The 24,031-nt window shown below is 74.1% G+C and carries 26 protein-coding genes; all 26 read left to right on the top strand.

Going from position 1 to position 24,031, the window contains the following annotated elements:
* Nucleotides 1-9: 9 nt before the first annotated feature.
* The 26 genes from dhaL to whiG all read left to right on the top strand — a co-directional run bounded on the left by dhaL (nucleotide 10) and on the right by whiG (nucleotide 24,029).
* Entirely contained in the window at nucleotides 10-648 is a 639-nt protein-coding gene (gene dhaL, locus Q6348_RS08915) for a dihydroxyacetone kinase subunit DhaL (protein ID WP_304600943.1), read from the top strand.
* Nucleotides 645-1,337 (top strand): dihydroxyacetone kinase phosphoryl donor subunit DhaM, encoded by a 693-nt coding sequence (gene dhaM / locus Q6348_RS08920; protein ID WP_304600944.1) that lies wholly within the window; start codon nucleotides 645-647, stop codon nucleotides 1,335-1,337. The genes dhaL and dhaM overlap by 4 nt, the downstream gene beginning before the upstream one ends.
* Nucleotides 1,338-1,362: 25 nt before the next feature.
* Complete coding sequence (locus tag Q6348_RS08925; RefSeq protein WP_304600945.1) at nucleotides 1,363-1,731, top strand: DUF4233 domain-containing protein; 369 nt, start codon at nucleotides 1,363-1,365, stop codon at nucleotides 1,729-1,731.
* Nucleotides 1,732-1,751: 20 nt separating this feature from the next.
* Nucleotides 1,752-2,174, top strand: a complete 423-nt coding sequence (gene ndk, locus Q6348_RS08930; protein ID WP_304600946.1) for a nucleoside-diphosphate kinase — start codon at nucleotides 1,752-1,754, stop codon at nucleotides 2,172-2,174.
* A 21-nt stretch (nucleotides 2,175-2,195) separates the two neighbouring features.
* The gene (gene smc / locus Q6348_RS08935) at nucleotides 2,196-5,744 is read left to right on the top strand and encodes a chromosome segregation protein SMC (protein WP_304600947.1); all 3,549 of its coding nucleotides are present in this window, start codon (nucleotides 2,196-2,198) and stop codon (nucleotides 5,742-5,744) included.
* 97 nt (nucleotides 5,745-5,841) lie between these two features.
* Complete coding sequence (locus Q6348_RS08940) at nucleotides 5,842-6,150, top strand: hypothetical protein (RefSeq protein WP_304600948.1); 309 nt, start codon at nucleotides 5,842-5,844, stop codon at nucleotides 6,148-6,150.
* A 57-nt stretch (nucleotides 6,151-6,207) separates the two neighbouring features.
* Nucleotides 6,208-7,344, top strand: coding sequence for a signal recognition particle-docking protein FtsY (ftsY, locus tag Q6348_RS08945; protein ID WP_304600949.1), 1,137 nt, complete (start codon nucleotides 6,208-6,210; stop codon nucleotides 7,342-7,344).
* A 203-nt stretch (nucleotides 7,345-7,547) separates the two neighbouring features.
* On the top strand, nucleotides 7,548-8,837 hold the full coding sequence (locus tag Q6348_RS08950; protein WP_304600950.1) for an ammonium transporter: 1,290 nt from the start codon (nucleotides 7,548-7,550) through the stop codon (nucleotides 8,835-8,837).
* On the top strand, nucleotides 8,834-9,172 hold the full coding sequence (locus tag Q6348_RS08955) for a P-II family nitrogen regulator (RefSeq protein WP_304600951.1): 339 nt from the start codon (nucleotides 8,834-8,836) through the stop codon (nucleotides 9,170-9,172). Before Q6348_RS08950 ends, Q6348_RS08955 begins: the two co-directional genes overlap by 4 nt.
* Before the next feature lie 131 nt (nucleotides 9,173-9,303).
* Complete coding sequence (locus Q6348_RS08960; protein WP_304600952.1) at nucleotides 9,304-10,602, top strand: ammonium transporter; 1,299 nt, start codon at nucleotides 9,304-9,306, stop codon at nucleotides 10,600-10,602.
* Nucleotides 10,603-10,629: 27 nt separating this feature from the next.
* Entirely contained in the window at nucleotides 10,630-10,968 is a 339-nt protein-coding gene (locus Q6348_RS08965) for a P-II family nitrogen regulator (RefSeq protein WP_304600953.1), read from the top strand.
* Between the two features lie 2 nt (nucleotides 10,969-10,970).
* Entirely contained in the window at nucleotides 10,971-12,725 is a 1,755-nt protein-coding gene (locus Q6348_RS08970) for a [protein-PII] uridylyltransferase (RefSeq protein ID WP_304600954.1), read from the top strand.
* A gap of 101 nt (nucleotides 12,726-12,826) precedes the next feature.
* Complete coding sequence (ffh, locus tag Q6348_RS08975; RefSeq protein WP_304600955.1) at nucleotides 12,827-14,437, top strand: signal recognition particle protein; 1,611 nt, start codon at nucleotides 12,827-12,829, stop codon at nucleotides 14,435-14,437.
* A gap of 175 nt (nucleotides 14,438-14,612) precedes the next feature.
* Entirely contained in the window at nucleotides 14,613-15,044 is a 432-nt protein-coding gene (rpsP, locus tag Q6348_RS08980; protein ID WP_304600956.1) for a 30S ribosomal protein S16, read from the top strand.
* On the top strand, nucleotides 15,044-15,280 hold the full coding sequence (locus tag Q6348_RS08985; protein WP_304600957.1) for an RNA-binding protein: 237 nt from the start codon (nucleotides 15,044-15,046) through the stop codon (nucleotides 15,278-15,280). Before rpsP ends, Q6348_RS08985 begins: the two co-directional genes overlap by 1 nt.
* A gap of 65 nt (nucleotides 15,281-15,345) precedes the next feature.
* Nucleotides 15,346-15,870, top strand: a complete 525-nt coding sequence (rimM, locus tag Q6348_RS08990) for a ribosome maturation factor RimM (RefSeq protein WP_304600958.1) — start codon at nucleotides 15,346-15,348, stop codon at nucleotides 15,868-15,870.
* Between the two features lies 1 nt (nucleotide 15,871).
* Nucleotides 15,872-16,645, top strand: coding sequence for a tRNA (guanosine(37)-N1)-methyltransferase TrmD (gene trmD, locus Q6348_RS08995; protein WP_304600959.1), 774 nt, complete (start codon nucleotides 15,872-15,874; stop codon nucleotides 16,643-16,645).
* 172 nt (nucleotides 16,646-16,817) lie between these two features.
* A complete protein-coding gene (gene rplS / locus Q6348_RS09000; protein ID WP_304600960.1) occupies nucleotides 16,818-17,174 on the top strand; it encodes a 50S ribosomal protein L19 in 357 nt (118 codons plus the stop codon).
* 122 nt (nucleotides 17,175-17,296) lie between these two features.
* On the top strand, nucleotides 17,297-18,031 hold the full coding sequence (gene lepB / locus Q6348_RS09005; protein WP_350339655.1) for a signal peptidase I: 735 nt from the start codon (nucleotides 17,297-17,299) through the stop codon (nucleotides 18,029-18,031).
* Nucleotides 18,028-18,756 carry a ribonuclease HII gene (rnhB, locus tag Q6348_RS09010; RefSeq protein WP_304600961.1) on the top strand — a complete coding sequence of 243 codons (729 nt, stop codon included), beginning with the start codon at nucleotides 18,028-18,030 and terminating at the stop codon, nucleotides 18,754-18,756. Before lepB ends, rnhB begins: the two co-directional genes overlap by 4 nt.
* Nucleotides 18,753-19,073 carry a DUF2469 domain-containing protein gene (locus Q6348_RS09015; RefSeq protein WP_304600962.1) on the top strand — a complete coding sequence of 107 codons (321 nt, stop codon included), beginning with the start codon at nucleotides 18,753-18,755 and terminating at the stop codon, nucleotides 19,071-19,073. The genes rnhB and Q6348_RS09015 overlap by 4 nt, the downstream gene beginning before the upstream one ends.
* A gap of 108 nt (nucleotides 19,074-19,181) precedes the next feature.
* Nucleotides 19,182-19,535, top strand: a complete 354-nt coding sequence (locus Q6348_RS09020) for a YraN family protein (RefSeq protein WP_304600963.1) — start codon at nucleotides 19,182-19,184, stop codon at nucleotides 19,533-19,535.
* Nucleotides 19,532-21,058, top strand: coding sequence for a YifB family Mg chelatase-like AAA ATPase (locus Q6348_RS09025; protein WP_304600964.1), 1,527 nt, complete (start codon nucleotides 19,532-19,534; stop codon nucleotides 21,056-21,058). Before Q6348_RS09020 ends, Q6348_RS09025 begins: the two co-directional genes overlap by 4 nt.
* Nucleotides 21,055-22,188, top strand: coding sequence for a DNA-processing protein DprA (gene dprA, locus Q6348_RS09030; RefSeq protein ID WP_304600965.1), 1,134 nt, complete (start codon nucleotides 21,055-21,057; stop codon nucleotides 22,186-22,188). The genes Q6348_RS09025 and dprA overlap by 4 nt, the downstream gene beginning before the upstream one ends.
* 59 nt (nucleotides 22,189-22,247) lie before the next feature.
* A complete protein-coding gene (locus tag Q6348_RS09035; RefSeq protein WP_304600966.1) occupies nucleotides 22,248-23,171 on the top strand; it encodes a tyrosine recombinase XerC in 924 nt (307 codons plus the stop codon).
* Between the two features lie 12 nt (nucleotides 23,172-23,183).
* Nucleotides 23,184-24,029 (top strand): RNA polymerase sigma factor WhiG, encoded by an 846-nt coding sequence (whiG, locus tag Q6348_RS09040; protein ID WP_304600967.1) that lies wholly within the window; start codon nucleotides 23,184-23,186, stop codon nucleotides 24,027-24,029.
* Nucleotides 24,030-24,031: the final 2 nt, after the last annotated feature.

Below are 24,031 nucleotides of genomic sequence, written 5' to 3' on the forward strand. Positions count from 1 at the left end.
AGGAGAAGCATGGCTCTGGACGTGGCATGGGCCCAGACGTGGGTCCGCCGGACCGCCGAGGTGATCGCCGAGCACCGTGAGGAGCTCATCGAGCTGGACCGTCAGATCGGTGACGGTGACCACGGCGAGAACATGAACCGCGGGTTCACCGCCGTGGTGGGCAAGCTCGACGCGCTGGACGAGGCGCCGGCGCACGTCGCCGACGTGCTCAAGCTCGTCGCGACGACCCTGATGTCGACCGTCGGTGGAGCCGCTGGCCCGCTGTACGGCACGGCCTACCTGCGGGCCGCCAAGGTCACCGGCCTGGAGGAGCTGGACGCACCGGCCGTCGTCGCCATGATCGAGGCGGGGCTCGAGGGCATCGTGGCCCGCGGGAAGGCCACCACGGGCGAGAAGACCATGGTGGATGCGTGGACCCCGGCGGGCAGCGCAGCCCAGGAGGCAGCGTCCGGTGGGGCGTCGCCTGCCGAGGTCCTCGCCGCCGCGGCCACCGCGGCCGAGGAGGGCGCCGTGGCGACGATCCCGATGGTCGCCACCAAGGGCCGGGCCAGCTATCTCGGTGAGCGCAGTGCCGGGCACCAGGACCCGGGGGCCACGTCCACCGCGCTGATCCTGCGCGCCGCCGCCGACACGGCCGCGGCCGGATGAGTCCGCGCGTCGCCCTGGTCCTGGTCTCGCACTCGGCTCAGGTCGCCGACGGCACCGCGCAGATCGCGGGGCAGATGGCGCCCGACGTGCTGCTGCTGCCCGCCGGCGGGATCGACGGTGACATCGGTACCAGCGTCGACCTGGTGATGGAGTCGGTCGAGCGGGGGCTGGCCGAGTGCGACGACGCCACGGGCGGCGTCGTCGTGCTCACCGACCTCGGGTCCGCCGTGCTGACCACCGACCTGGTGCTCGAGATGGTCGAGCCCGACCGTGTGCGCGTGCCGCAGGCGCCGTTCGTCGAGGGCGCGGTCTCGGCCGCCGTGGCGGCCCAGCAGGGTGGCGACCTCACCGCCGTCGAGGCGGCGGCCCTCGAGGCGGGCAGTCAGTACGCAGCGGCGCGGCCTGCGCAGGACGCGGCAGCGTCCGCGGACGGGGCCGTGAACGCGACCGTCACCCTGCGCAACCCGCTCGGTCTGCACGCCCGCACCGCGGCGCAGGTGGCCAGGGCGGTGGCCGACTCCGGGCTGACGATCACGGTGGACGGTGTCGACGGCTCCAGCGTGCTGGCGCTCATGGCCCTGGGGGCGACCGGGGGCCGCGAGCTGACGCTCAGCGCGTCCGGCGACGGTGCGGCTGCGGCGGTGGAGTCACTGGTCGCCCTCATCGACTCCGGCTTCGGCGAGGTGTGAGCCGGCCGCGGGTACCCTGACCGGCGTGCCGCGCCCACCCCGCCCTCGCTCCGCCCGGCGGCAGTTCTGTGCCACGATCCTCGGCCTCGAGGTGTTCGTGGTGCTGTTCGCCGCGCTGGTGGTCTTCGGCCTGGACCTGGTGGGCCCGCGGTCGTTGGCCCTCGGCGGTGGCGCGCTCGCCCTGTCGCTCGCCGTGGCGGCCGGCCTGCAGGGCCGGCCCGGGGGGATCGTCGTCGGCTCGGCGCTCCAGGTGCCGCTGCTGGCCGCCGGGATCTGGCTGAGCATGCCGATGCTCGTCGTCGTGGCGGTGCTCTTCGCGGCGCTGTGGGTCACCGCGGTGCGGCTGGGCGGTCGGATCGACCGGGAGCGCGCGGCACGGGCCGCCGCGGGCTGAGCCCCGCTAGGCTTCCGGCCATGCCTGAGGCCCGCACTCTCGTCCTGGTCAAGCCCGACGCCGTTCGCCGTGGTCTGGTGGGGGAGGTGCTGCGCCGCATCGAGGCCAAGGGGTACACCCTGGTCGCGGCCGAGCTGCGCACCGCGGACCCCGCTCTGCTGGAGGAGCACTACGCCGAGCACGCCGGCAAGCCGTTCTTCGAGCCGCTGGTGACCTTCATGTCCTCGGGGCCCGTGCTGGCAGCCGTGGTCGCCGGCGAGCGGGTGGTGGAGGGATTCCGGTCCCTGGCGGGGGCGACCGATCCCACGTCGGCGGCGCCTGGGACGATCCGTGGTGACCTCGGGCGCGACTGGGGTCGCCCGGTCACCGAGAACCTCGTGCACGGATCGGACTCGGACGAGTCCGCCGCGCGCGAGATCTCGCTGTGGTTCCCCGGCCTGTGACCTGCTCCTAGGCTTCGCCCCGTGCACCTGAAGACGCTGACCCTGCGGGGCTTCAAGTCGTTCGCCTCGGCGACGACGTTGGGCTTCGAGCCGGGGATCACCTGCGTCGTCGGCCCCAACGGGTCGGGCAAGTCCAACGTCGTCGACGCTCTCGCCTGGGTGATGGGCGAGCAGGGCGCGAAGTCGCTGCGTGGCGGCTCCATGGAGGACGTCATCTTCGCGGGCACCTCGGGCCGGCCCCCGTTGGGGCGTGCCGAGGTGTCGTTGACCATCGACAACGCCGACGGCGCGTTGCCCATCGACTACGCCGAGGTGACGATCTCCAGGACGCTGTTCCGCAACGGCGGCTCGGAGTATGCGATCAACGGCTCCTCGTGCCGGTTGCTGGACATCCAGGAGCTGCTGTCGGACACCGGCATGGGCCGCGAGATGCATGTCATCGTCGGCCAGGGCCAGCTGGACGCGGTGCTGCGCGCCACGCCGGACGACCGCCGCGGCTTCATCGAGGAGGCGGCGGGGGTCCTCAAGCACCGGCGCCGCAAGGAGAAGGCGGTGCGCAAGCTCGAGGCGATGCAGGCCAACCTCACCCGGTTGACCGACCTGACCTCGGAGATCCGCCGCCAGCTCGGGCCCCTGGGGCGCCAGGCGGAGATCGCTCGCAAGGCGGCGACCATCCAGTCCGACGTGCGTGACGCGCGGGCCCGGCTGCTCGCCGACGACCTGGCGCAGCTCACGGCGGCCCTCGAGCAGGAGATCGCGGACGAGACCGCGGTGCGCGAGCGCCGCGAGCAGGTCGAGACGGAGCTGGCGCAGGCCAGGGCTGCTCTCGCGGACCTCGAGGCCGCGGCGGCAGCCGCTGCCCCTGAGCTGTCCGCGGCGAACGACGTGTACTACCGGATGTCCGCTGTGCGTGAGCGGCTGCGCGGCCTGGCCACCCTGGCCGACGAGCGCACCCGGCTCCTGGCCGCGTCGCAGACCGACGCCCCCTCGGGTACGGACCCGGACGACCTGGACGCCCAGGCGGCCAGGGCCCGCGCGGCCGAGGGCGAGCTGGCCGGTGAGGTCGACCTGGCCAAGGCGGCGCTGGAGGAGGCGGTGGCTCGTCGCAGCGAGCTCGAGGGTGCGGCGGCCGGGGCCGAGCGCCGGGTCGCCGAGCTGCAGCGCGCTGCCGCCGACCGTCGCGAGGGCCTGGCACGGCTCGCCGGCCAGGTCGCGGCTCGCCGGACCCGGCTGGAGGCGACCGAGGCAGAGATCGGCCGGCTCCAGGAGACGGTGGCCGAGGCCGAACGCCGCGGGCACGCCGCGGGTGTCGAGTTCAGTGCGCTGGAGTCCACGGTCGCGGGGGCGGAGCAGGGCGAGGAGGGCCTGGACGCCGAGCACGAGGAGGCCGTCGCCGCGCTCGAGGACGCGACCGCCGCCGTCGCCGAGCTCGAGCGCACCGAGCAGACCGCCGAGCGGGATCGGGCCACCTGGCACGCCCGGGTCGAGGCGCTGGAGCTCAGCCTGCAGCGCAAGGACGGCGCTGGGGCGCTGCTCGCCACGGACACGCTGTCCGGGGTGCTGGGCTCGGTGGCCGCGCTGCTGGGCGTGGAGCCCGGCTACGAGGACGCGATCACCGCGGCGCTCGGGCCCCTGGCGGACGCGGTGGCGGTCGAGTCGGTGGACACCGCGGTCGATGCGCTGCGGCACCTGCGCGCTGAGGACGCCGGGCGCGCGACGCTCCTGGTGGGCGGTGCCCGACCCGGGCCGGCCGACGCGTCGGTCGACCTGCCCCAGGGCGCGGTCAGGGCCCTGGACCTGGTGCGCCCCGCCTCCGCGCTCGGAACCTCCGTCGCAGCGACGCTCGCCGGCGTGGTCGTGGTCGAGGACCTGGCGCGGGCCCGCGCGCTCGTCGCGGCGCGCCCCGAGCTGGTAGCGGTCACCCGGGCGGGGGACCTGCTGGGTGCCGGCCGCGCCTGGGGCGGCTCCAGTGGCGGCCCCGGCAGCCTCGAGCTCCAGGCCGCGCTGGACGACGCCCGGACGAAGGTCGACGAGGCGGCCGCGACCGGGGAGCGCACCCGGTTCGCGCTGGTCGCCGCGCGCCGCGCGCAGGAGGAGGCGCAGGCCCGGCACGACGCGACGCTCGAGAGGCTGCACGAGTCCGATGCGGCGCTGGCTGCGGTCGCCGAGCAGCTGGGTCACCTCGGCTCCGTGGCCCGTGCCGCGCGTGCCGAGGCGGAACGGGCGGCCACCGCCCTCGCGGCGGCCCACGAGCGGCTCGCGTCGGACCAGGCCGAGCTGACCGAGCTGGCCGACCGGCTGCAGCGCGCCGAGGCCGACCCGGCCGAGTCGGAGGCGGACCTGGTCGAGGCGGTCACGGTCCGTGATGCGGCGGCCGCCGAGGCGTCCTCCGCCCGGTCCCGCGAGACCGAGGCGCGGCTGACCCTGCGCACGGGCGAGGAGCGCATGCGCGCCGTCGCCGGGCGGGCCGAGTCGCTGGAACGTGCGGCGGCCGCGGAGCGCCAGGCCCGGGAGGTCGCGCAGCGCCGCGCCGAGCAGCGCGCCGTGCAGGCACACCGCGCCCGGCAGGTCGCGGCCTCGGCCCGCCACGTGCTGACCCTGGTGGAGGCGTCGCTCACGGAGGCGGACGACGCCCGGCACGCGGCGGAGACCGCACGCGCGGAGCGGGACGCGGCGCTGGTCGCGCGCCGGGGGGACGCCGACCGGTGGAGCGGCGAGCTCGCCCGCCTCACCGACGCTGCCCACCGTGACGAGGTCGCCCGGGCGCAGCAGGTGCTCCGCATCGAGCAGCTCCAGGCCCGCGCCGTCGAGGAGCTCGGGCTCGAGCCGGAGGCGCTCGTCGAAGAGTACGGCCCGCACCGGCCCGTACCGGTGCCCGTCGAGGACGACGACGAGCCGACCGCCGTGCCGTACGTCCGTGCGGAGCAGGAGAAGCGGCTGCGTCGGGCCGAGCGTGCGCTGGCCCAGCTCGGCCGGGTCAACCCGCTCGCGCTCGAGGAGTACTCCGCGCTCGAGGAGCGCCACTCCTTCCTGACCGGGCAGCTCGCCGACCTGACCAAGTCCAGGACCGACCTGCTCCAGATCGTCAAGGACATCGACGAGAAGGTCGAGCAGGTGTTCGCCGAGGCTTTCGCCGACACCGCCGTGCAGTTCGAACGAGTCTTCGCCCGGCTGTTCCCCGGCGGTGAGGGTCGGCTGGTGCTCACCGACTCCGCCGACCTGCTGACCTCCGGCGTCGAGGTCGAGGCACGTCCGGCCGGGAAGAAGGTGAAGCGGCTGTCCCTGCTGTCCGGCGGGGAGCGCTCGCTGACCGCCGTGGCGCTGCTCGTGGCGATCTTCAAGGCCCGGCCCAGCCCGTTCTACGTCATGGACGAGGTCGAGGCAGCGCTGGACGACACGAACCTGGGCCGGTTGCTGGAGATCTTCACCGAGCTGCAGGAGGACTCCCAGCTCATCGTGGTCACGCACCAGAAGCGCACCATGGAGATCGCCGACGCCCTGTACGGCGTCACGATGCGCGGTGACGGCGTGACCACGGTCGTGAGCCAGCGGTTGCACGCCGAGGACTGACGCGGCCGCGACCGGCGTGTGGAGGTTTGGTGGCGATCAGGGGTGGAGGCTGGTTAGCCCGTCCGGGTGACGCGGCGCGCACGCCGATACTCGCCGTATGGGACCTGTGCTGACCGCCCTCGTGCTCGCCGTCGTCGCTGCCGCCGTGGTGCTCGTCGTCGCGTCCCGGGCGGCCTCGGACGAGACGGGAGAGTCCTTCGTGTCAGCGCTGCGCGCCGGCCTGCACCACGAGGACGGGGTCGCCAGGGTCGGGGTGTTCGCCGCCGCCCGGCGTGAGCTCGCCGAGTCCGCCGACGCCGACGGCAGCGGGCTCGAGGACCTGTTCCGCTCGGCGAGCACCGAGCACCCGGCCTACGTCGCCCCGACGGACCTGATCGCCCGGGTCCGGCCGCGCGCGCACGGCTGACGTCGCGCTCCGGGCCGCGGTGCGCACCGCGGCGGGCCCGACTGGCAGACTGCTCGGGTGAACGAGCTCCAGGACATCCTGTTCATCGGGCTGCCCACCCTTGCGTTGGTCGCCGCGGGCGTGGGCGTCGCCGTGCGCTCCCGGCGCCGGGCCGCTCCGTCCGACACCACCCCTGGTGCCCAGACCTCCACGCCGCAGGCTCCGGCCACGGCCGAGCCCCCGGCCAGCGCGGCTCCCGAGGCGCCGGCGCCCGCGGCCGGGCGGATGGTGCGGCTGCGCGAACGGCTCGCCCGGTCCGGTTCACCCCTCGGCGCCAGGCTCCTGGCGGTGCTGTCCCGCGACCACCTCACGGAGGCGGACTGGGAGGAGATCGAGGAGACCCTGCTCGTCGCCGACGTGGGTGCTGGGCCCAGTGCCGAGCTCGTCGACGCGCTGCGCGAGCGGGTCCGGGTGCTCGGTGTCCGCGAGCCCGGCGCGGTCCGCGAGCTGCTGCGCGAGCAGCTGCTGGCCCTGGTCGACCCGACGATGGACCGCAGCCTCGCCACCGAGCCGGTGATGCTCACCGGGGAGGGGCAGACCGGTGTCCAACCCGCCGTGCTGCTCGTGGTGGGCGTCAACGGGACCGGCAAGACCACGACCATCGGCAAGTTGGCCCGGCTGCTGGTCGCCGAGGGCCGCAGCGTGCTGCTGGGCGCCGCGGACACGTTCCGCGCGGCTGCCGCCGACCAGCTCGCGACCTGGGGTGGCCGCGTCGGCGTCCCGGTGGTGCGGTCCGACAAGGACGGCGCCGACCCCGCGTCGGTGGCCTTCGAGGCGCTGGCCGCCGGGCGCGAGCACGGGGTCGACGTCGTGGTGGTCGACACGGCGGGCCGCCTGCAGAACAAGGCCGGGCTGATGGACGAGCTCGGCAAGATCGGCCGGGTGCTGTCGCGGCAGGCCCCGATCAGCGAGGTGCTGCTCGTCCTGGACGCGACCACCGGGCAGAACGGGCTCACCCAGGCCCGGGTGTTCGCGGAGGTCGCGGGCGTGACCGGGATCGTGCTCACCAAGCTGGACGGGACCGCCAAGGGCGGGATCGTCGTGGCCGTGCAGCGCGAGTTGGGAGTGCCCGTCAAGCTGGTCGGGCTCGGCGAAGGCCCCGACGACCTGGCCGAGTTCGACCCCGAGGCCTTCGTCGACGGGATCCTCGGCTAGGAGCCGCGTCCCGGGCGGCCGAGCGGCCAGCCGCCGGCTGGGGCGTGTCCCAGCCGGGCGTCGTGCACCGCGCGAAACCGGACGTTCACATCGGCGCAGCGCTCGTCACCACGTCGTAACGGTGCACGAGCCGAGCGGAAACCTGCTCCCGAGATCGTGGTCCCCTTCCAGCCGCCCGGCTGGCGAGGGGAGAGGCGAGCTCTATGGTTCAAGCAGACGCCACGTCGGACATCGCTGCGGCGCTGTCGGCGGGCAACACCGCGTGGATCCTGACGGCCTCCGCGCTCGTGCTGCTGATGACGCCGGGTCTGGCGTTCTTCTACGGCGGCATGGTGCGGGGCAAGACGGTCCTCAACATGATGATGATGAGCTTCATCTCGATGGGCGTGGTCGGCGTCATCTGGGTCCTGTGGGGATTCCCGATGGCGTTCGGCACGGACGTCGGCGGGTTCATGGGCAACCCCTTCGACGGGTTCGGCCTGGGCAACATGATGACGACGGACGGGTCGGCGCCCCTGACGAACATGGCGTTCGTGGCCTTCCAGGCGACGTTCGCGATCATCACGGTGGCGCTGATCTCCGGTGCGATCGCGGACCGCACGAAGTTCGGTGCGTGGGTCGCGTTCACCGGGATCTGGATCACCCTGGTGTACTTCCCGGTCGCGCACTGGGTCTGGGCCGCCGAGGGCTGGATCTACCGGCTCGGGGCCATCGACTTCGCGGGTGGCACCGTCGTGCACATCAACGCGGGCATCGCCGGTCTCGCGCTGGCGCTCGTCATCGGCAAGCGGAAGGGATGGGGCAAGGACCCCATGCGCCCCCACAACCTCCCGTTCGTGATGCTGGGCGCTGGGCTCCTGTGGTTCGGGTGGTTCGGCTTCAACGCCGGCTCGGCGCTCGCGGCGGACAACACCGCGAGCGTGGTCTGGGTCAACACGATGGCCGCAACCTGCGCGGCGATGCTCGGCTGGCTGATCACGGAGAAGATCCGCGACGGCAAGGCCACCTCGCTGGGCGCGGCCTCGGGCGTCGTCGCCGGCCTCGTGGCGATCACCCCCGCGTGCTCGTCCGTGAGCCCGGTCGGAGCCGTGGTGCTCGGCCTGGTCGCGGGCGTGGTGTGCGCCCTCGCCGTAGGCCTGAAGTGGAAGCTCGGCTTCGACGACTCACTCGACGTGGTCGGCGTGCACCTGGTCGGCGGTCTGACTGGCACGCTGCTGATCGGTCTCCTCGCCACGTCCGCGGCCCCCGCCGGGGTGGACGGCCTGTTCTACGGCGGAGGCCTCAGGCAGCTCGGCATCCAGGCGGCAGCGGCGTTCGCCGTGCTCGGCTACTCGCTCGTGCTCACGCTGATCATCGGCTTCGCGATCAGGCTGACACGTGGGTTCCGGGTCCCCGACGAGGTCGAGTCGACGGGGGTCGACCTGGCCATCCACGGTGAGACCGCGTACGAGGCGCTCGGCACCGGTCGGGTCGCTCAGGAGGTGAAGGCATGAAGCTCGTGTGCGCAGTGATCCAGCCCCACCGGCTCGACGACGTGAAGTCCGCCCTGGAGGCGGCCGGCGTGCGGGGCATGACCGTGAGCGAGGCGAGCGGCTACGGCCGCCAGCGAGGTCACACCGAGGTCTACCGCGGCGCGGAGTACCAGGTCGACCTGGTTCCCAAGGTCCGGATCGAGATCCTCGTCGCCGACGAGGACGCGGTGAGCGTCACGTCGGTCGTGGTGGGCGCCGCCCGGACCGGCAAGATCGGAGACGGGAAGGTCTGGACCCTCCCGGTCGAGGACGTGGCCCGGGTGCGGACCGGTGAGCACGGTCCTGACGCCCTGTGAGCACGGGTGGAGGTCCCGCGCGTGGACGCGGGACCTCCACCTGACGCCGGGCCGGTAGGGTCCGCAGCCGGGTCGCCGGCCCTGCGCCGCCCGGCCCGTCCCCGACGGCGCGACAGGACAGGGCGGCACGGATGGACACCTTCGTCATCGACCCGGCGAACACCGCATGGGTGCTGCTCAGCGCGGCCCTGGTGCTCCTGATGACTCCGGCTCTCGCCCTGTTCTACGGCGGGATGGTCCGCTCGAAGTCCGTGCTCAACATGATGCTGATGAGCTTCTCCGCGCTCGGTGTGGTCGGGGTGGTCTACCTGTTGTGGGGGTACTCGATGAGCTTCGGCTCCGACGTCGGCGGCCTCGTGGGGAACCCGCTGCAGCTGTTCGGCGTCGCGAACCTCGCCGACGGCGACCCGTCCGACCTCATGGCGGGGCACGGCGTGCCGGCGTACGCGTTCCTGGCGTTCCAGGCCACCTTCGCGATCATCACGGTCGCACTCCTGTCCGGCGCCGTCGCCGACCGGCTCCGGTTCTCCGCGTGGCTCCTGCTGACCCTGGTGTGGAGCACCCTCGTCTACTTCCCGCTGGCGCACATGGTCTGGGGCGGCGGGCTGCTGTCCGGGGCGGGGCCGATCGGGCACCTGGCCACCCCGATGGACTTCGCCGGTGGATCCGTGGTGGAGATCGGCGCCGGTGTCGCGGGTCTCGTCCTGGCCGTCGTGCTGGGCGCCCGCAAGGGCTTCGGCAAGGACCCGATGCGGCCGCACAACCTGCCGTTCACCATGCTGGGCGCCGGTCTGCTGTGGTTCGGGTGGCTCGGGTTCAACGCCGGCTCCGCCGGGGCGGCGGACCACCAGGCGGCGATCGCCTGGGTCAACACCACGGCCGCGGCCTGCACCGGGCTCCTCGGGTGGCTCGTGGTGGAGCGGGTGCGCGACGGCAAGGCGACCTCGTTGGGCGCGGTCTCCGGTGCGGTGGCGGGCCTCGTCGCCGCGACGCCGTCGTCCGGGTACGTCGCGCCGCCCGGCGCGCTCGTGCTGGGACTGGTCGCGGGGATGCTGGGCGCGGGCGCCGTCGGCCTGAAGTTCCGCCTCGGGTACGACGACTCCCTGGACCTGGTGGCGGTGCACCTGGTCGGGGGCCTCGTGGGCACGATCGGCATCGGCCTGTTCGCTACCGGGCCGGACCTGCTCGACGGGGCCCGGCGGGGGCTGTTCTACGGAGGCGGGCTCGCCCAGCTGGGTGCGCAGACGGCGCTAGCGCTGGCAGCCCTCGCGTTCTCCGCGGTGGTCACCGCGGCGATCGCGGTCGCGCTGCGGCGCGTGATGGCCCTGCGGGTGCCGGCGGAGCACGAGATCGGCGGCGTGGACCTGGCGCTGCACGGCGAGACCGCGTACGAAGGGATCGCATCCGGCCGGCTGGCTTCGGGTGCCTGAGCCGCATCGCGGCGGAGTGGAGGAGACATGAAGCTGGTCACGGCGGTCATCCAGCCCCACCGGCTCGAGGACGTGAAGAACGCCCTGCAGGGCGCGGGGATCCGCGGTCTCACGGTGAGCGAGGCAAGCGGCTACGGTCGTCAGAAGGGCCACACCGAGGTCTACCGTGGCGCCGAGTACGTGGTGGACCTCGTTCCGAAGCTACGGCTGGAGGTCCTCGTCGCGGACGAGGACGCGGAGACGGTCACGGACGTGATCGTGCGCACCGCGTCGACCGGTTCGATCGGCGACGGCAAGGTCTGGACGGTGCCGGTCGAGGACGTGGTCCGGGTCCGCACCGGCGAGCACGGAACCGACGCGGTCTGAGCGTGTCCACGGAGGGCGGCGGGTCGGCGGCCGTCGCGCTGCGCGCCCTGAAGGCGGACCGGCTGGACCTCGCGGCGCGGATGACGGGGCCGGGGGCGGACGGCGCCGTCCGACGCGCCGCAGGAACCACGCTCGTCGCCGGCCGCCTCGCGGCGCTGTGGGAGGAAGCCGTCGCGTCCCTGGAGTCTCGCGAGGGCGTCGCCCTGGGTGCCGTGGGAAGCCTGGGCCGTGGGGACGCGAGCCCGGCCAGCGACCTGGACCTGCTGCTCGTGCACGACGGGCGCAGCCACTCCACCGACGAGGTCGCCGCACTCGCCGAGCGGCTGTGGTACCCGATCTGGGACGCCGGGCTCCAGCTCGACCACTCGGTGCGCTCGCTCGCCCAGTGCCGGCAGGTCGCCTCGCACGACCTGCCCGCCGCCGTCGGCCTTCTCGACCTGCGCCCGGTCGCCGGGGACCGCGCGGTCATCGCGAAGGCGACGTCAGCCCTGCTGACGGACTGGCGGTCGGCCGCACGGCGCCGTCTGCCGGAGCTCCTGTCCTCCACGCGGGCCCGGGCCGAGCGCTCCGGTGAGCTCGCCTACCTGGCCGAGCCGGACCTCAAGGAGGCTCGGGGCGGGATCCGGGACGCGGTCGTGGTGTTCGCACTCGCGGCGACATGGCTGACGGACCGGCCGCACGGCGCCGTCGACGCGGCCTACGGCCACCTGCTCGACGTCCGTGACGCCCTGCACGTCGCGACCCGCCGGACGACCAACCGACTGCTCCGCGTGGACCAGGACGCGGTCGCACAGATGGTGGGAGCCGAGGACGCGGACGACCTGCTCGCGGGCCTGGCGGAGGCCGGGCGCACCATCACGCACGCGCTGGACACGACGGTGCGCCACGCCCGGCAGGCGCTCGAGCGCCCGTCGCTGCGTCGCCCCGTTCTGGTCCGGGGCCGTCGGATGGCGCCGCGACTGCGCTCGGTCGGGGACGGCCTCGTCGAGCACGACGGTGAGCTGGTGCTGGCCGCCGGTGCCCGGCCGGAGGACGACGCCCTGCTCGGGCTGCGGGCGGCGGCGACGTCGGCACGCACGGGACTGCCGCTGTCCCCGGTGACCGTGAGCTCGCTGGCCCGGACTCCCGACCTGCCCGAACCCTGGCCCGCCGTGGCCCGTCAGCACCTGCTCGCGCTGCTCGGCTCCGGCCAGGCTCAGGTGCCGGTGTGGGAGACGCTCGACCTTGCCGGGGTCGTCACCCGGTGGATCCCGGAGTGGGCGGCGGTGCGCAACCGCCCGCAGCGGTCGCCGATCCACCGGCACACGGTGGACCGGCACCTGGTCGAGACCGCAGTGCGCGCCGGGCGGCACACGAGCGGACCCGAGCTGCGGCGCGACCTGCTCCTGGTCACGGCGATCCTGCACGACATCGGCAAGGTCAGGGGAGCCGCCGACCACAGCGCCACGGGGTCGCAGATCGCCCCGGTCGTGGTGCGCAGGATGGGGTTCGCGCCGCAGGAGGCCGACGACGTCGCGCTCCTGGTGCGCCACCACCTCACGCTCGCCGGCCTCGCCACCCGGGCCGACCCGGAGGATCCTGCGACCGTGGCCGCGCTCCTGGACGCCGTCGACCACCGTCGGGATCTGCTCGAGGTGCTGCGCGCCCTGACCGAGGCGGACGCGTCCGCGGCCGGGCCGACCACCTGGACGCCGTGGCGGGCCCGGCTGGTCGACGACCTCACCGCCCGTGCGAGATCGGTGCTGTCGGCCTCCTGACAGGGGCCGGCCGGGCCGCCGCCGCGTCCCCGGGCCGCGACGGCGTGCGTGCCGCGGGTACCCTGTGGGGGCCCGTGCCCCGCACCAACGGTGAGGTCTGAGTGTTCGCCACCCTGTCCGACCGCCTGTCCGCGACGTTCAAGAACCTGCGGAGCAAGGGTCGGCTGTCCGAGGCCGACATCGACGCGACGATCCGCGAGATCCGTCGCGCGCTGCTCGACGCGGACGTCGCCGTGCCGGTGGTCAGGGAGTTCGCCGGCACCGTGCGCGAACGTGCGTTGTCCGCCGAGGTCTCGCAGGCGCTGAACCCGGCCCAGCAGGTCGTCAGCATCGTGCACGAGGAGCTCATCGCGATCCTCGGCGGCCAGCAGCGCCCGTTGCACCTGGCCAAGAACCCGCCGACGGTCGTCCTCCTCGCGGGCCTGCAGGGCGCCGGCAAGACGACGCTCGCGGGCAAGCTGGCCAGGCACCTTCGCGAGGAGGGCCACACCCCGCTGCTCGTGGCTGCGGACCTGCAGCGCCCCAACGCGGTGACCCAGCTCCAGGTGGTCGGCGAGCGTGCCGGGGTGCCGGTGTTCGCCCCTCATCCGGGGGCGTCCGACGACGGCACGGTCCCCGAGGAGGGGCGGCGCTGGTGGGAGCGGTCGAAGAAGGCCGACCCCGTCGCGGTCGCGCGGGACGGTGTCGAGGAGGCCCGCGCCAAGCAGTACGACGTCGTCATCGTCGACACCGCGGGTCGGCTCGGCGTGGACGCGGAGATGATGCAGCAGGCCGCGGACATCCGCGACGCCGTGCACCCGGACGAGACGCTGTTCGTGGTCGACGCGATGATCGGCCAGGATGCGGTGACCACCGCGCAGGCCTTCTCCGACGGTGTCGGGTTCACCGGCGTGGTGCTGTCCAAGCTCGACGGCGACGCGCGCGGTGGCGCCGCGCTGTCCGTCGCGTCGGTCACCGGACGGCCGATCCTGTACGCGTCCACCGGCGAGAAGCTCACCGACTTCGAGGTCTTCCACCCGGACCGGATGGCGTCGCGCATCCTCGACATGGGCGACGTCATGACGCTCATCGAGCAGGCGCAGAAGGCGTGGGACGCCGAGCAGGCCGAGCAGATGGCCGGCAAGCTCGCGGCGGGCGAGGACTTCACCCTCGAGGACTTCCTGGTGCAGATGCAGCAGCTGCGCCAGATGGGTTCGATGAAGAAGATGCTCGGCATGCTGCCCGGCATGGGCCAGATGCGGGACGCGATCGAGAACTTCGACGAGCGCGAGGTGGATCGCATCGAGGCGATCGTGCGATCGATGACCCCCACCGAGCGCCGCACGCCGAAGATCATCAACGGCTCGCGCCGGGCCCGCATCGCGCGCGGGTCGGGCACCACGACCACAGAGGTCAACCAGCTGCTCGAACGCTTCGCCGGTGCGCAGAAGATGATGAAGCAGATGGCCAAGGGTGCTGGGATGCCGGTGCCCGGGATGGGCAACCTCCCCGGCATGGGCGGCAAGAAGTCCAAGGGCCGCCAGCAGCCGCAGCGCAAGGTCAAGGGCCGCTCGGGCAACCCCGCGAAGCGTGCGCAGCAGGAGCGCGAGGCCGCGCAGCGCAAGCCGTCGGCGCCTGCCGGGTCGGCCTTCGGGCTCGGCGGCGGGCCGGACGGTGCCGAGCAGGAGCCCGTGGAGCTGCCGCCCGGCCTCGACAAGTTCCTGGGCCGCTGAGGCCCGAGGCCCGAGCCGGCGTGATGTCTGCGCCCGCGTCTGGCACAATGACCCGCTGTACTCGATCCGGTCGGCCCCTCTACCCGCCCGTGGTCGCGTCCCCGGTCCGCTCGGCGCCCTCGCCCCACGGGGAGGCCGTCCGGACCACCACGCCAGAACCAGGAGAGACCACTCAGTGGCCGTCAAGATCCGTCTCAAGCGCCTCGGCAAGATCCGGGCGCCGTACTACCGCGTCGTCGTCGCCGACTCCCGCACCAAGCGGGACGGTCGGGTGATCGAGGAGATCGGCAAGTACCACCCCACCGAGGAGCCCTCGTTCGTCGAGATCCGTTCCGAGCGGGCGCAGTACTGGCTCGGCGTCGGCGCGCAGCCGACCGAGCAGGTCCTCGCCCTGCTCAAGCTCACGGGCGACTGGCAGAAGTTCAAGGGCCTGCCCGGCGCCGAAGGCACCCTCAAGGGCCGCTCCGCCGAGGTGAACGCCGCCGAGGCCGTCAAGGCCGCCGCGGACGCCGCGGAGAAGGCCAAGGCGAAGGCTGCCGAGAAGGCGGCCAAGGCCGAGTCTCCCGCCCAGGAGCCTGAGGCCGCCGCCGAGGAGACCGAGGCCTGATGCTCGCCGACGCGCTCGAGCACCTGGTGCGCGGGATCGTCGACCACCCCGACGACGTGCGGGTCGCTTCGCGGTCCGTGCGTCGCGGCGAGGTGCTCGAGGTGCACGTGCACCCCGATGACCTCGGACGCGTCATCGGCCGGTCGGGCCGCACCGCTCGTGCACTGCGCACGGTGGTCGGCGCACTGGCCACCGGGTCGGTGCGGGTGGACGTCGTCGACGTCGACCGGCGCTGACGCCACCAGCCTCCGGGCCCGGCCCCTGCCCTGGGGCCGGGCCCGATCCACATCGGGAGGGTGCAGTGCAGCTCGCAGTCGCAACGGTGGGGCGTGCACACGGTCTGCGGGGCGAGGTCGCCGTGGACGTGCGCACGGATCAGCCCGAGGCGCGGTTCACCGCCGGCAGGACGCTCAGCTCGGAGCGTGGCGCGCTCGTGGTCTCGGGAGCGCGACGCCAGGGCGAGCGCTGGTACCTGACGTTCGAGGGCGTGACGGACCGGACCGCCGCCGAGTCCCTGCGCGGCACGGAGCTGCGCGTCGAGGTCGACGAGGACGAGGAGCCGGACGCCTGGTACCCGCACGAGCTGGCCGGGCTGCGCGCCGAGCTGGCCGACGGGACGGTGGTGGGCGCGGTCGTCGGCCTCGAGCACCTGCCTGCCCAGGACGCCCTGGTCGTGCGAGAGCCCGACGGCACCCGTTCGCTGGTGCCGTTCGTCACCGCGATCGTCCCGGTCGTCGACGTGCCTGGCGGTCGCGTCGTGCTCGACCCCCCGGCCGGCCTGCTGGCCGCGGTCGGGGAGGCCGACGTGGATCTCCCGGAGGACTGAGGTGCGGGTCGACGTCGTCACCATCTTCCCCGAGTACCTCGCGCCACTGGGCCTGTCGCTCGTGGGCAGGGCGCGCGAGCAGGGCCTGCTCGACGTCGCGGTGCACGACCTGCGGGACTGGACCTCCGACCGGCACCGGACCGTGGACGACGCGCCCATGGGGGGCGGCGCCGGCATGGTGATGCGGCCCGACGTGTGGGGGCGGGCCCTGGACGACCTGCTCACCGACGGCAGCGAGCTGGTCATGCCCACGCCCTCCGGAGAGGTCTTCACGCAGCGGACCGCCGAGCGGCTGGCCGGCGTCGACCACCTGGTGATCGCCTGCGGACGCTATGAGGGCATCGACGCCCGGGTGGCCGAGCACTACCGGACGCGGGGTGTGCGGGTGTCCGAGCTGTCGATCGGCGACTACGTCCTGGGCGGCGGCGAGGTGGCGGCGCTCGTGGTCGTCGAGGCCGTCGCGAGGCTGCAGCCCGGGGTGCTGGGCAACCCGGAGTCGCTGGTCGAGGAGTCCCACGGCAGCGCCGGTCTGCTCGAGTACCCGGTGTACACCCGTCCGCCGTCCTGGCGGGGCCTGGACGTGCCGGAGGTGCTGCTCTCCGGCCACCACGCGCGCATCGCCCGGTGGCGGCGGGACATGGCGTTGGAGCGCACGGCGCGGCGACGTCCGGACCTGGTGGCCGGCCTGGAGCCGGACGCGTTGGACGCCGCGGACCGGGCCGTGCTGTCGTCCGTCGACGAGGCCGCGCGGGACGGCGAGGCCGGCCGGGCCTGACGGGGACGTCGCAGCCGCCCGCGCGGCTGTGGCAGACTTGTGGGTCGGTGTGCGCCTGCCGTGCCTCTGCCACAGGGGAGGCGGCCTGCTTCGGCGCCACCACACCGCACGAGCCGGGGCGATCCCGGCCTGACACGCGCGTCTGACCTGTGGCAGGGGTGCAAGGAGAGCCATGAACATCCTCGACGCCGTCGACGCGGCCTCGCTGCGCGACGACATCCCCGCCTTCCGGCCCGGCGACACCGTCAAGGTGAACGTCAAGGTCGTCGAGGGCAACCGCTCCCGGATCCAGGCCTTCCAGGGCGTCGTGATCCGTCGTTCGGGTGGTGGCGTCCGCGAGACCTTCACCGTCCGCAAGATCAGCTTCGGCGTGGGCGTCGAGCGCACGTTCCCCGTGCACTCCCCGTCGATCGACTCGGTCGAGGTCGTCACCCGCGGTGACGTGCGCCGTGCGAAGCTCTACTACTTGCGCAAGCTGCGCGGCAAGAAGGCCAAGATCAAGGAGAAGCGCGAGACCACGTCGCGCTGAGTCCTGGACGGGCGGCCACCTCGACGGTGGCCGCCCGTCGTCGTACCGGGGCGCGCGTCGCACCGCGCCGCGGGACCGGTCGGCTGGCGGGTGCACGTAGGTCGGCATGGCAGAGTGGGCGCGTGACCGACGAGCCCACGCGTGAGCATGCTGCGGCCCACCGGACGAAGAGCGCCCCGAGCGGGTGGTGGCTCGTGGTGCGCGAGACGGCGATCATCCTGGTCAGCGCGATCGTGCTGTCCCTGGTCGTCAAGACCTACCTCGCCCAGGCGTTCTACATCCCCAGCGGCTCGATGGAGCAGACCCTCGAGATCGGCGACCGGGTCATGGTGACGAAGCTCGCCCCGGGCCCGCTCCAGGTGCACCGCGGGGACATCGTCGTCTTCAAGGACCCGGGCGGGTGGCTCCCTCCGCCCCCGCCGCCGTCCGGTTCCGCACCCGTGCGCACGGTGCGGACGCTGCTCACCTACATCGGCCTGCTCCCTCAGGACTCCGGTGAGCACCTCATCAAGCGGGTGATCGGCGTCGGTGGGGACCACGTGACGTGCTGTGACGACCGGGGTCGGCTCACCGTGAACGGCACCGCGATCGACGAGCCGTACCTGGCCGCGGGCGACGTGCCGAGCGAGATCCAGTTCGACGTCACGGTCCCCCAGGGTTACCTGTGGGTCATGGGGGACAACCGGCAGAACTCCGAGGACTCGCGCTACCACCAGGGCAACCCGGGCGGGGGGGCCGTTCCGATGTCCGACGTGGTCGGCGTGGCGTTCGTCACGTTGTGGCCCCTGGACCGCGTCAGGTTGCTGCGCAACCCAGGCCCGACCTTCGCGGACGTCCCGAGCCCGACGGGACCATGACGCCCCCTCGCCCCGACCTGCGCGTCGAGCGCGGGCTGCTGCGCACCGGCGCCCGGGTGGTCGTCGGGATGGACGAGGTCGGCCGCGGGGCGCTCGCCGGTCCCGTGAGCGTCGGCGCCGTCGCCGTGGACCTCACGACGCGGACGGGACCACGCGGTGTGGCGGACTCCAAGCTGCTCACGCACGCGGCGCGCGAGGCGCTCCTGCCGGCGCTGGGACGGTGGGGTCTCGCCCGTGCCGTGGGGCACGCCTCGGCGCGCGAGATCGACGCCGTCGGGATCGTCGCCGCCCTGCGGCTGGCGGGCCTGCGGGCCCTGGCCGCGCTCGAGCTGGACGTGGACGTCGTGCTCCTGGACGGTTCGCACGACTGGCTGACCGGGGCAGGTCAGCTCGACCTGTGGCAGGCGCCTCCGGTGCCCGCGGTCCGGACCCGGGTCAAGGCCGACCTGGCGTGCTCCTCGGTCGCTGCCGCGAGTGTCCTGGCCAAGTGCGAACGAGATGCCCTCATGGTGGCGTACGCCGTCGACCACCCCGGGTACGGGTGGGCCGAGAACAAGGGCTACGGCGCCCCGGGGCACCTGGCGGCGCTGCGCGAGCTCGGCCCGAGCCCGCTGCACCGCCGTAGCTGGCGCCTGCCGTGCGCCGAGCCGGCAGGCGCCGACGAGGCGGGGGAGCTACCCGCCGCGCGAGAGGACCGCGCGTCATGGTCCATCATGGAGCCGTGAGCGCAGAGGACCTGGAGAACTACGAGACCGAGATGGAGCTCGCGCTCTACCGCGAGTACCGCGACGTCGTGGGGTTGTTCTCCTACGTGGTGGAGACCGAGCGCCGGTTCTACCTGGCCAACCAGGTGGACCTGCAGGTGAGGTCCGCGGCGGGCGAGGTGTACTTCGAGCTCACCCTCGGCGACGCCTGGGTCTGGGACGTGTACCGCTCGGCTCGCTTCGTGCGTGCGGTGCGCGTGGTGACGTTCAAGGACGTCAACGTCGAGGAGCTCGCCAAGGCCGACCTCGACGTCCCGGACGGTGGGTTCCGCCGGTAGGGCCAGTTCTCCCCAGGCCGCCGGCACCTGGTCGGGTCCCCAGGTTCGACGGACCCGCCCGCGGGGCCCCGCCGATCCCCGGCACGGTGGGGGCGGAGGTGGTGGTCCGTGGCAGCGAAGGACGATCTGGGGCGGTACGGAGAGGAGCTGGTCGCACGGCGGCTGGCCGCCGCGGGCTGGCAGGTGCTGGACCGCAACTGGCGCGGGACCCGTGGTGAGCTCGACCTGGTGGCGATGGACGGCTCGGAGCTGGTCGTCGTCGAGGTCAAGACCCGCAGCGGCCCCGGCTACGGCCACCCGGCCGAGGCGGTCACCGCGGCGAAGCTGGCCCGCCTGCGCCGCCTGACGGGCCAGTGGCTCGCCGAGCACGACGTGCGTCCGGCGTCGGTGCGGGTGGACGTCGTGGCCGTGCGCACCGACCGCGACGACGCGCGCGTCGAGCACCTACGGGGCGTGCTGTGACGCTCGGACGCGCGCTGTCCGTCTCGCTCGTCGGGCTCACCGGCCACCTGGTGGAGGTCGAGGCCCAGCTCGCCGGAGGCATCCCCGGGCTGAGCCTGGTCGGTCTGCCGGACGCGGCGCTGAGCGAGGCGCGGGACCGGGTCCGGGCCGCGGTGACGTCGTGCGGGCTGGACTGGCCGAGCCGCCGCATCACCGTCAACCTGACACCCGCCGCGCTCCCCAAGGCCGGATCGGGCTTCGACCTGGCGATCGCCGTCGCCACGATGGTCGGGGCGCGCGCGTGCCCGGCGCAGTCGGCCGCGCGCACGGTGCACCTCGGGGAGCTGGGGCTGGACGGCCGGCTGCGTCCGGTCCGCGGTGTGCTGCCGGCCGTCGCTGCTGCCGTCGCCGCGGGGTACCCGCGCGTCGTCGTCGCGGCCGCCGACGCCCCCGAGGCGGCCCTCGTGCCGGGCGCGGACGTGGTGGCCGCCGTGTCGCTCGCCCAGGTCCTGCGGGAGTACGGGGCGGACGTCGCGGTCCCCGGCGCCACCGCCGTCGCGCGCCTCGAGCCGGACCGGGGTCGCGACACGGCCCGTGGTGACCTGTCCGACGTGGTGGGACAGCATGCGGCACGGCACGCCCTCGAGGTGGCCGCGGCCGGCGGCCACCATCTGCTCATGACGGGACCGCCGGGGACCGGGAAGACCATGCTCGCCTCCCGGCTGCCCGGGCTGCTGCCGGACCTGGACGACGCGGACGCGGTCGAGGTGACGGCGATCCACTCCGTGGCCGGGACCTTCCGGCCCGGTGACGGGCTCCTGCGGCGCCCCCCGTTCGAGGATCCGCACCACACCGCCACGCCGGCGGCGGTGATCGGCGGTGGTTCCGGACTGCCCCGGCCGGGCGCGGCGTCCCGGGCGCACCGAGGTGTGCTGTTCATGGACGAGGCTCCGCAGTTCGCCCCCCGCGTCATGCAGACCCTGCGGCAGCCGCTCGAGCACGGCGAGCTGGTGCTGCACCGCGCCGGCGGGACGGCCCGCTACCCGGCGCGGTTCCAGCTCGTGATGGCCGCCAACCCGTGCCCGTGCGGCAACGCGGTGGGCAAGGGACTGGACTGCACGTGCCGTCCCGTGGAGCGACGCCGCTACTTCGCCAGGCTCTCCGGGCCGCTGCTGGACAGGGTGGACCTCCAGGTCGACGTGCTGCCCGTGACGAGGCTCGACCGCCGGTCGGGGCCGGGCGAGTCGACGGCTGAGGTGGCCGCGCGCGTCGCCGAGGCCAGGGCCAGGGCGGCGCGACGCCTGGCCGGGACGGGTTGGCGCAGCAACGCGGAGGTCTCCGGACGGTGGCTGCGCGGCCCGGGCGCGCCGGGGGACACCCGCGCGGTCGACCAGGGGTTGGACCGTGGCACGCTCAGCCTGCGGGGGGCGGACCGGGTGCTGCGGGTCGCGTGGACGCTCGCCGACCTTGCCGGCATCGCCGCTCCCCGCGACCGGGAGATCACCCGTGCGGTCTCGTTGCGCACCCGCGGACAGGCGCTGTGAGCGTGGGCGAGGTCCCCCAGGACCGTCTCGCACGGGCGGCGTGGAGCGGGCTCGCCGAGCCCGGCGACCCCGTGGCCGGTGCGCTGGTCGAGGTACTGGGACCCTCGGAGGCGCTGGCCCTCGTCGCGGACGTCGCGGCCGATCCCGGCGCCATGCCCGCGCTGCCTCCTCTCGGGTCCGCGAACCAGGACCGGGTCAGGCGCAGCCTGCTCGGCTGGGCCGCACGGTGGCAGCCCGGCGCCGCCCGGGACTGGGCGGACTGGGTCACGAGGCTGGGTGGCAAGCTCGTGGTGCCGGGGGACCCGGGGTGGGCGACGCGCCTGGACGATCTGGGCCACGCCCGCCCGATGTGCCTGTGGGCGCAGGGCGACGACTCCGCAGAGCTGTGGGACAGGACCGTCTCCGTGGTCGGGGCACGCGCGGCCACGGGTTACGGCGAACACGTCACGGCCGAGCTGGTCGCGGGCCTGGTGGACGCCGGCGTGACCGTGGTCAGCGGCGGTGCGTTCGGGATCGACGCCGTGGCGCACCGGGCCGCCGTCGCGGCCGGTGGGCGCACCGCCGCGGTCCTGGCCGGAGGCCTGGACCGCCCCTACCCGGCGGGCAACGCGCGGCTGCTGTCCGCGGTCGCCGCCTCGGGTACCGTGGTCTGCGAGGTCCCGCCGGGCCGGCACCCCACCCGGCACCGGTTCCTGCTTCGCAACCGGGTGATCGCCGCGGCGGGCGCGGTCACCGTCGTCGTGGAGGCTGCGTGGCGGTCCGGTGCGCTGAGCACCGCTGGGCACGCGGTCGGTCTGCTGCGGCCGGTGGCGGCCGTGCCCGGGCCCGTGACCTCCGCGGCATCCGCAGGCTGCCATCGTCTCCTGCGGGACGGGGCCGTGTGCGTCAGCGATGCGGCCGAGGTCCTCGAGCTGCTGGACGGCACGCCGTCGTGCGCGCCGCCCACCGGGCCGCCGCCGGGACCTCACGAGCGCATGGTGCACGACGCGCTGCCACTGCGCGGTGAACGGTCCGTCGAGGCACTCGGCCGGGAGTGCGGCCTGGCCGCCCCGGACGTGCTCGAGGCGCTCGGTTCGCTGGAGCTGGCCGGGCGGGCGACGTGTCGGGCAGGCCGCTGGCGACGGGCCTGACCTGCGCCGACCCAGGCCGTCACCTTGTGACACGGCGTCGGACACGCCACGGTAGGGGCATGCAGAACGCAGCGTCGGCCGGCAGCAGGGCGGACCACGCCCTCGCGCGCTTCGCGGAGCACCTCTCCGCCGGGCGTGGCCTGTCGCCGCACACCGTGCGGGCCTACTGCGGCGACGTCCGCCACCTGACGGCCTTCGCGTCCCGCCGTGGGGTGGCCTGGGACGAGGTCGACCTGGCCCTGCTGCGCTCGTGGTTGTCCTCGATGGTCGGTGCGGGGACCAGCCGCTCGACGATCGCGCGCCGTGGCGCGGCCATCCGGAGCTTCTACGCATGGGCGGTCGACGAGCGGCTGGTCGACCACGACCCCGCCACCCGACTGGTGACGGCCCAGCCCAGGCCCGCTCTTCCGGGCGCCCTGGCCGTGGGGCCGGCGGTCCGGCTCGTCGAGGCCGCGCGGGACGCGGCCGGGGACGGCGACCCCGTCACGGTGCGCGACTGGGCCCTGGTCGAGCTGCTCTACGCCAGCGGCATGCGCGTCGGCGAGGCCGCGGGGCTCGACGTGGACGACGTGGACCTGGCCCAGCGCCTCGTGCGTGTGATGGGCAAGGGTGCCAAGGAGCGCGTGATCCCGATCGGGGCGCCGGCGGCACGGGCCGTGCACGCCTGGCTCACCACCGGCCGCCCGGCCCTCGCCGGTCCGGACTCCGGGCCGGCGCTGCTGCTCGGCGCTCGAGGGCGCCGTGCGGACCCGCGCCAGCTGCGCTCGGCCGTGCACGCTGCAGCGGCGCGGGCCGGTGTCGACGACGTCGCACCGCACGGGTTGCGGCACACCGCCGCCACCCACCTGCTGGCGGGCGGCTCGGACCTGAGGTCCGTGCAGGAGCTGCTCGGGCACGCGAGCCTGGCGACCACCCAGCGGTACACGCACGTGACGGCGGACCGTCTCCGCGCGTCCTACCAGCAAGCACACCCCCGAGCCTGACAGGATCAACGCATGTCGAGCGAGGCCCGCGCCGGACGCGGCGAGCCGCCGTCCCCGGACGGCGCGTCGCCGGACGTCGTCGACGACGCGCGCCAGGACCCGATCGCGGCGACCTGGGAGACCTTCAAGGCCACCGGGGACCGCGGGGCCCGCGAGGAGCTGATCCTGCACTACGCCCCGCTGGTCACCATGGTCGCCAACCGGGTGGGAGCCGGGCTCCCGACGTCGGTCGAGCAGTCCGATCTCGTCTCCTACGGCATGTTCGGCCTCATCGATGCCATCGAGAAGTACGAGACCGGCCGGGCGGTGAAGTTCGAGACCTACGCGAGCTCGCGGATCCGCGGCGCCATCATCGACGAGCTGCGTGCGATCGACTGGATCCCTCGGTCGGTGCGGACCAAGGCCCGCGCGGTCGACCGGGCGTTCGCCGAGCTCGAGTCCCAGCTGCACCGGGCGCCCACCGAGGACGAGGTGGCCGAGCGGCTCGCCATCAGCGTGCACGAGCTGCGCGGGGTGTTCTCCCAGCTCGCCACCGTCAACGTGGCAGCCCTCGACGAGCTCCTCGGCGCAGGGGCGGAGCGCGGTGAGTCGCTCTCCCTGCTCGACACCCTGGAGGACACCGGCGCGGTGGACCCGCAGGGCAGCGTCGAGGCACAGGAGACCAAGCTCCTGCTGGCCCGGTCGATCGAACGGCTGGGCGAGCGCGAGAAGATCGTCCTGGTGCTCTACTACTACGAGAACATGACCTTGGCGGAGATCGGACGGGTACTCGGGGTGACCGAGTCCAGGATCTCCCAGATGCACACCGCTGCCATGCTCCGCCTGCGCACCTACCTCCAGGAGGCGGAGCGCGCCTGAGG

This window comes from Actinotalea lenta, from assembly GCF_030586465.1.
GTDB classification, from domain to species: Bacteria; Actinomycetota; Actinomycetes; order Actinomycetales; family Cellulomonadaceae; genus Actinotalea; species Actinotalea lenta.

Coding starts and splice junctions, on each gene's coding strand:
- dhaL (WP_304600943.1), top strand. CDS start 10: ATGGCTCTGGACGTGGCATGGGCCCAGACGTGGGTCCGCCGGACCGCC.
- dhaM (WP_304600944.1), top strand. CDS start 645: ATGAGTCCGCGCGTCGCCCTGGTCCTGGTCTCGCACTCGGCTCAGGTC.
- ndk (WP_304600946.1), top strand. CDS start 1,752: ATGCCTGAGGCCCGCACTCTCGTCCTGGTCAAGCCCGACGCCGTTCGC.
- Q6348_RS08940 (WP_304600948.1), top strand. CDS start 5,842: ATGGGACCTGTGCTGACCGCCCTCGTGCTCGCCGTCGTCGCTGCCGCC.
- Q6348_RS08950 (WP_304600950.1), top strand. CDS start 7,548: ATGGTTCAAGCAGACGCCACGTCGGACATCGCTGCGGCGCTGTCGGCG.
- Q6348_RS08955 (WP_304600951.1), top strand. CDS start 8,834: ATGAAGCTCGTGTGCGCAGTGATCCAGCCCCACCGGCTCGACGACGTG.
- Q6348_RS08960 (WP_304600952.1), top strand. CDS start 9,304: ATGGACACCTTCGTCATCGACCCGGCGAACACCGCATGGGTGCTGCTC.
- Q6348_RS08965 (WP_304600953.1), top strand. CDS start 10,630: ATGAAGCTGGTCACGGCGGTCATCCAGCCCCACCGGCTCGAGGACGTG.
- Q6348_RS08985 (WP_304600957.1), top strand. CDS start 15,044: ATGCTCGCCGACGCGCTCGAGCACCTGGTGCGCGGGATCGTCGACCAC.
- rplS (WP_304600960.1), top strand. CDS start 16,818: ATGAACATCCTCGACGCCGTCGACGCGGCCTCGCTGCGCGACGACATC.
- rnhB (WP_304600961.1), top strand. CDS start 18,028: ATGACGCCCCCTCGCCCCGACCTGCGCGTCGAGCGCGGGCTGCTGCGC.
- Q6348_RS09035 (WP_304600966.1), top strand. CDS start 22,248: ATGCAGAACGCAGCGTCGGCCGGCAGCAGGGCGGACCACGCCCTCGCG.
- whiG (WP_304600967.1), top strand. CDS start 23,184: ATGTCGAGCGAGGCCCGCGCCGGACGCGGCGAGCCGCCGTCCCCGGAC.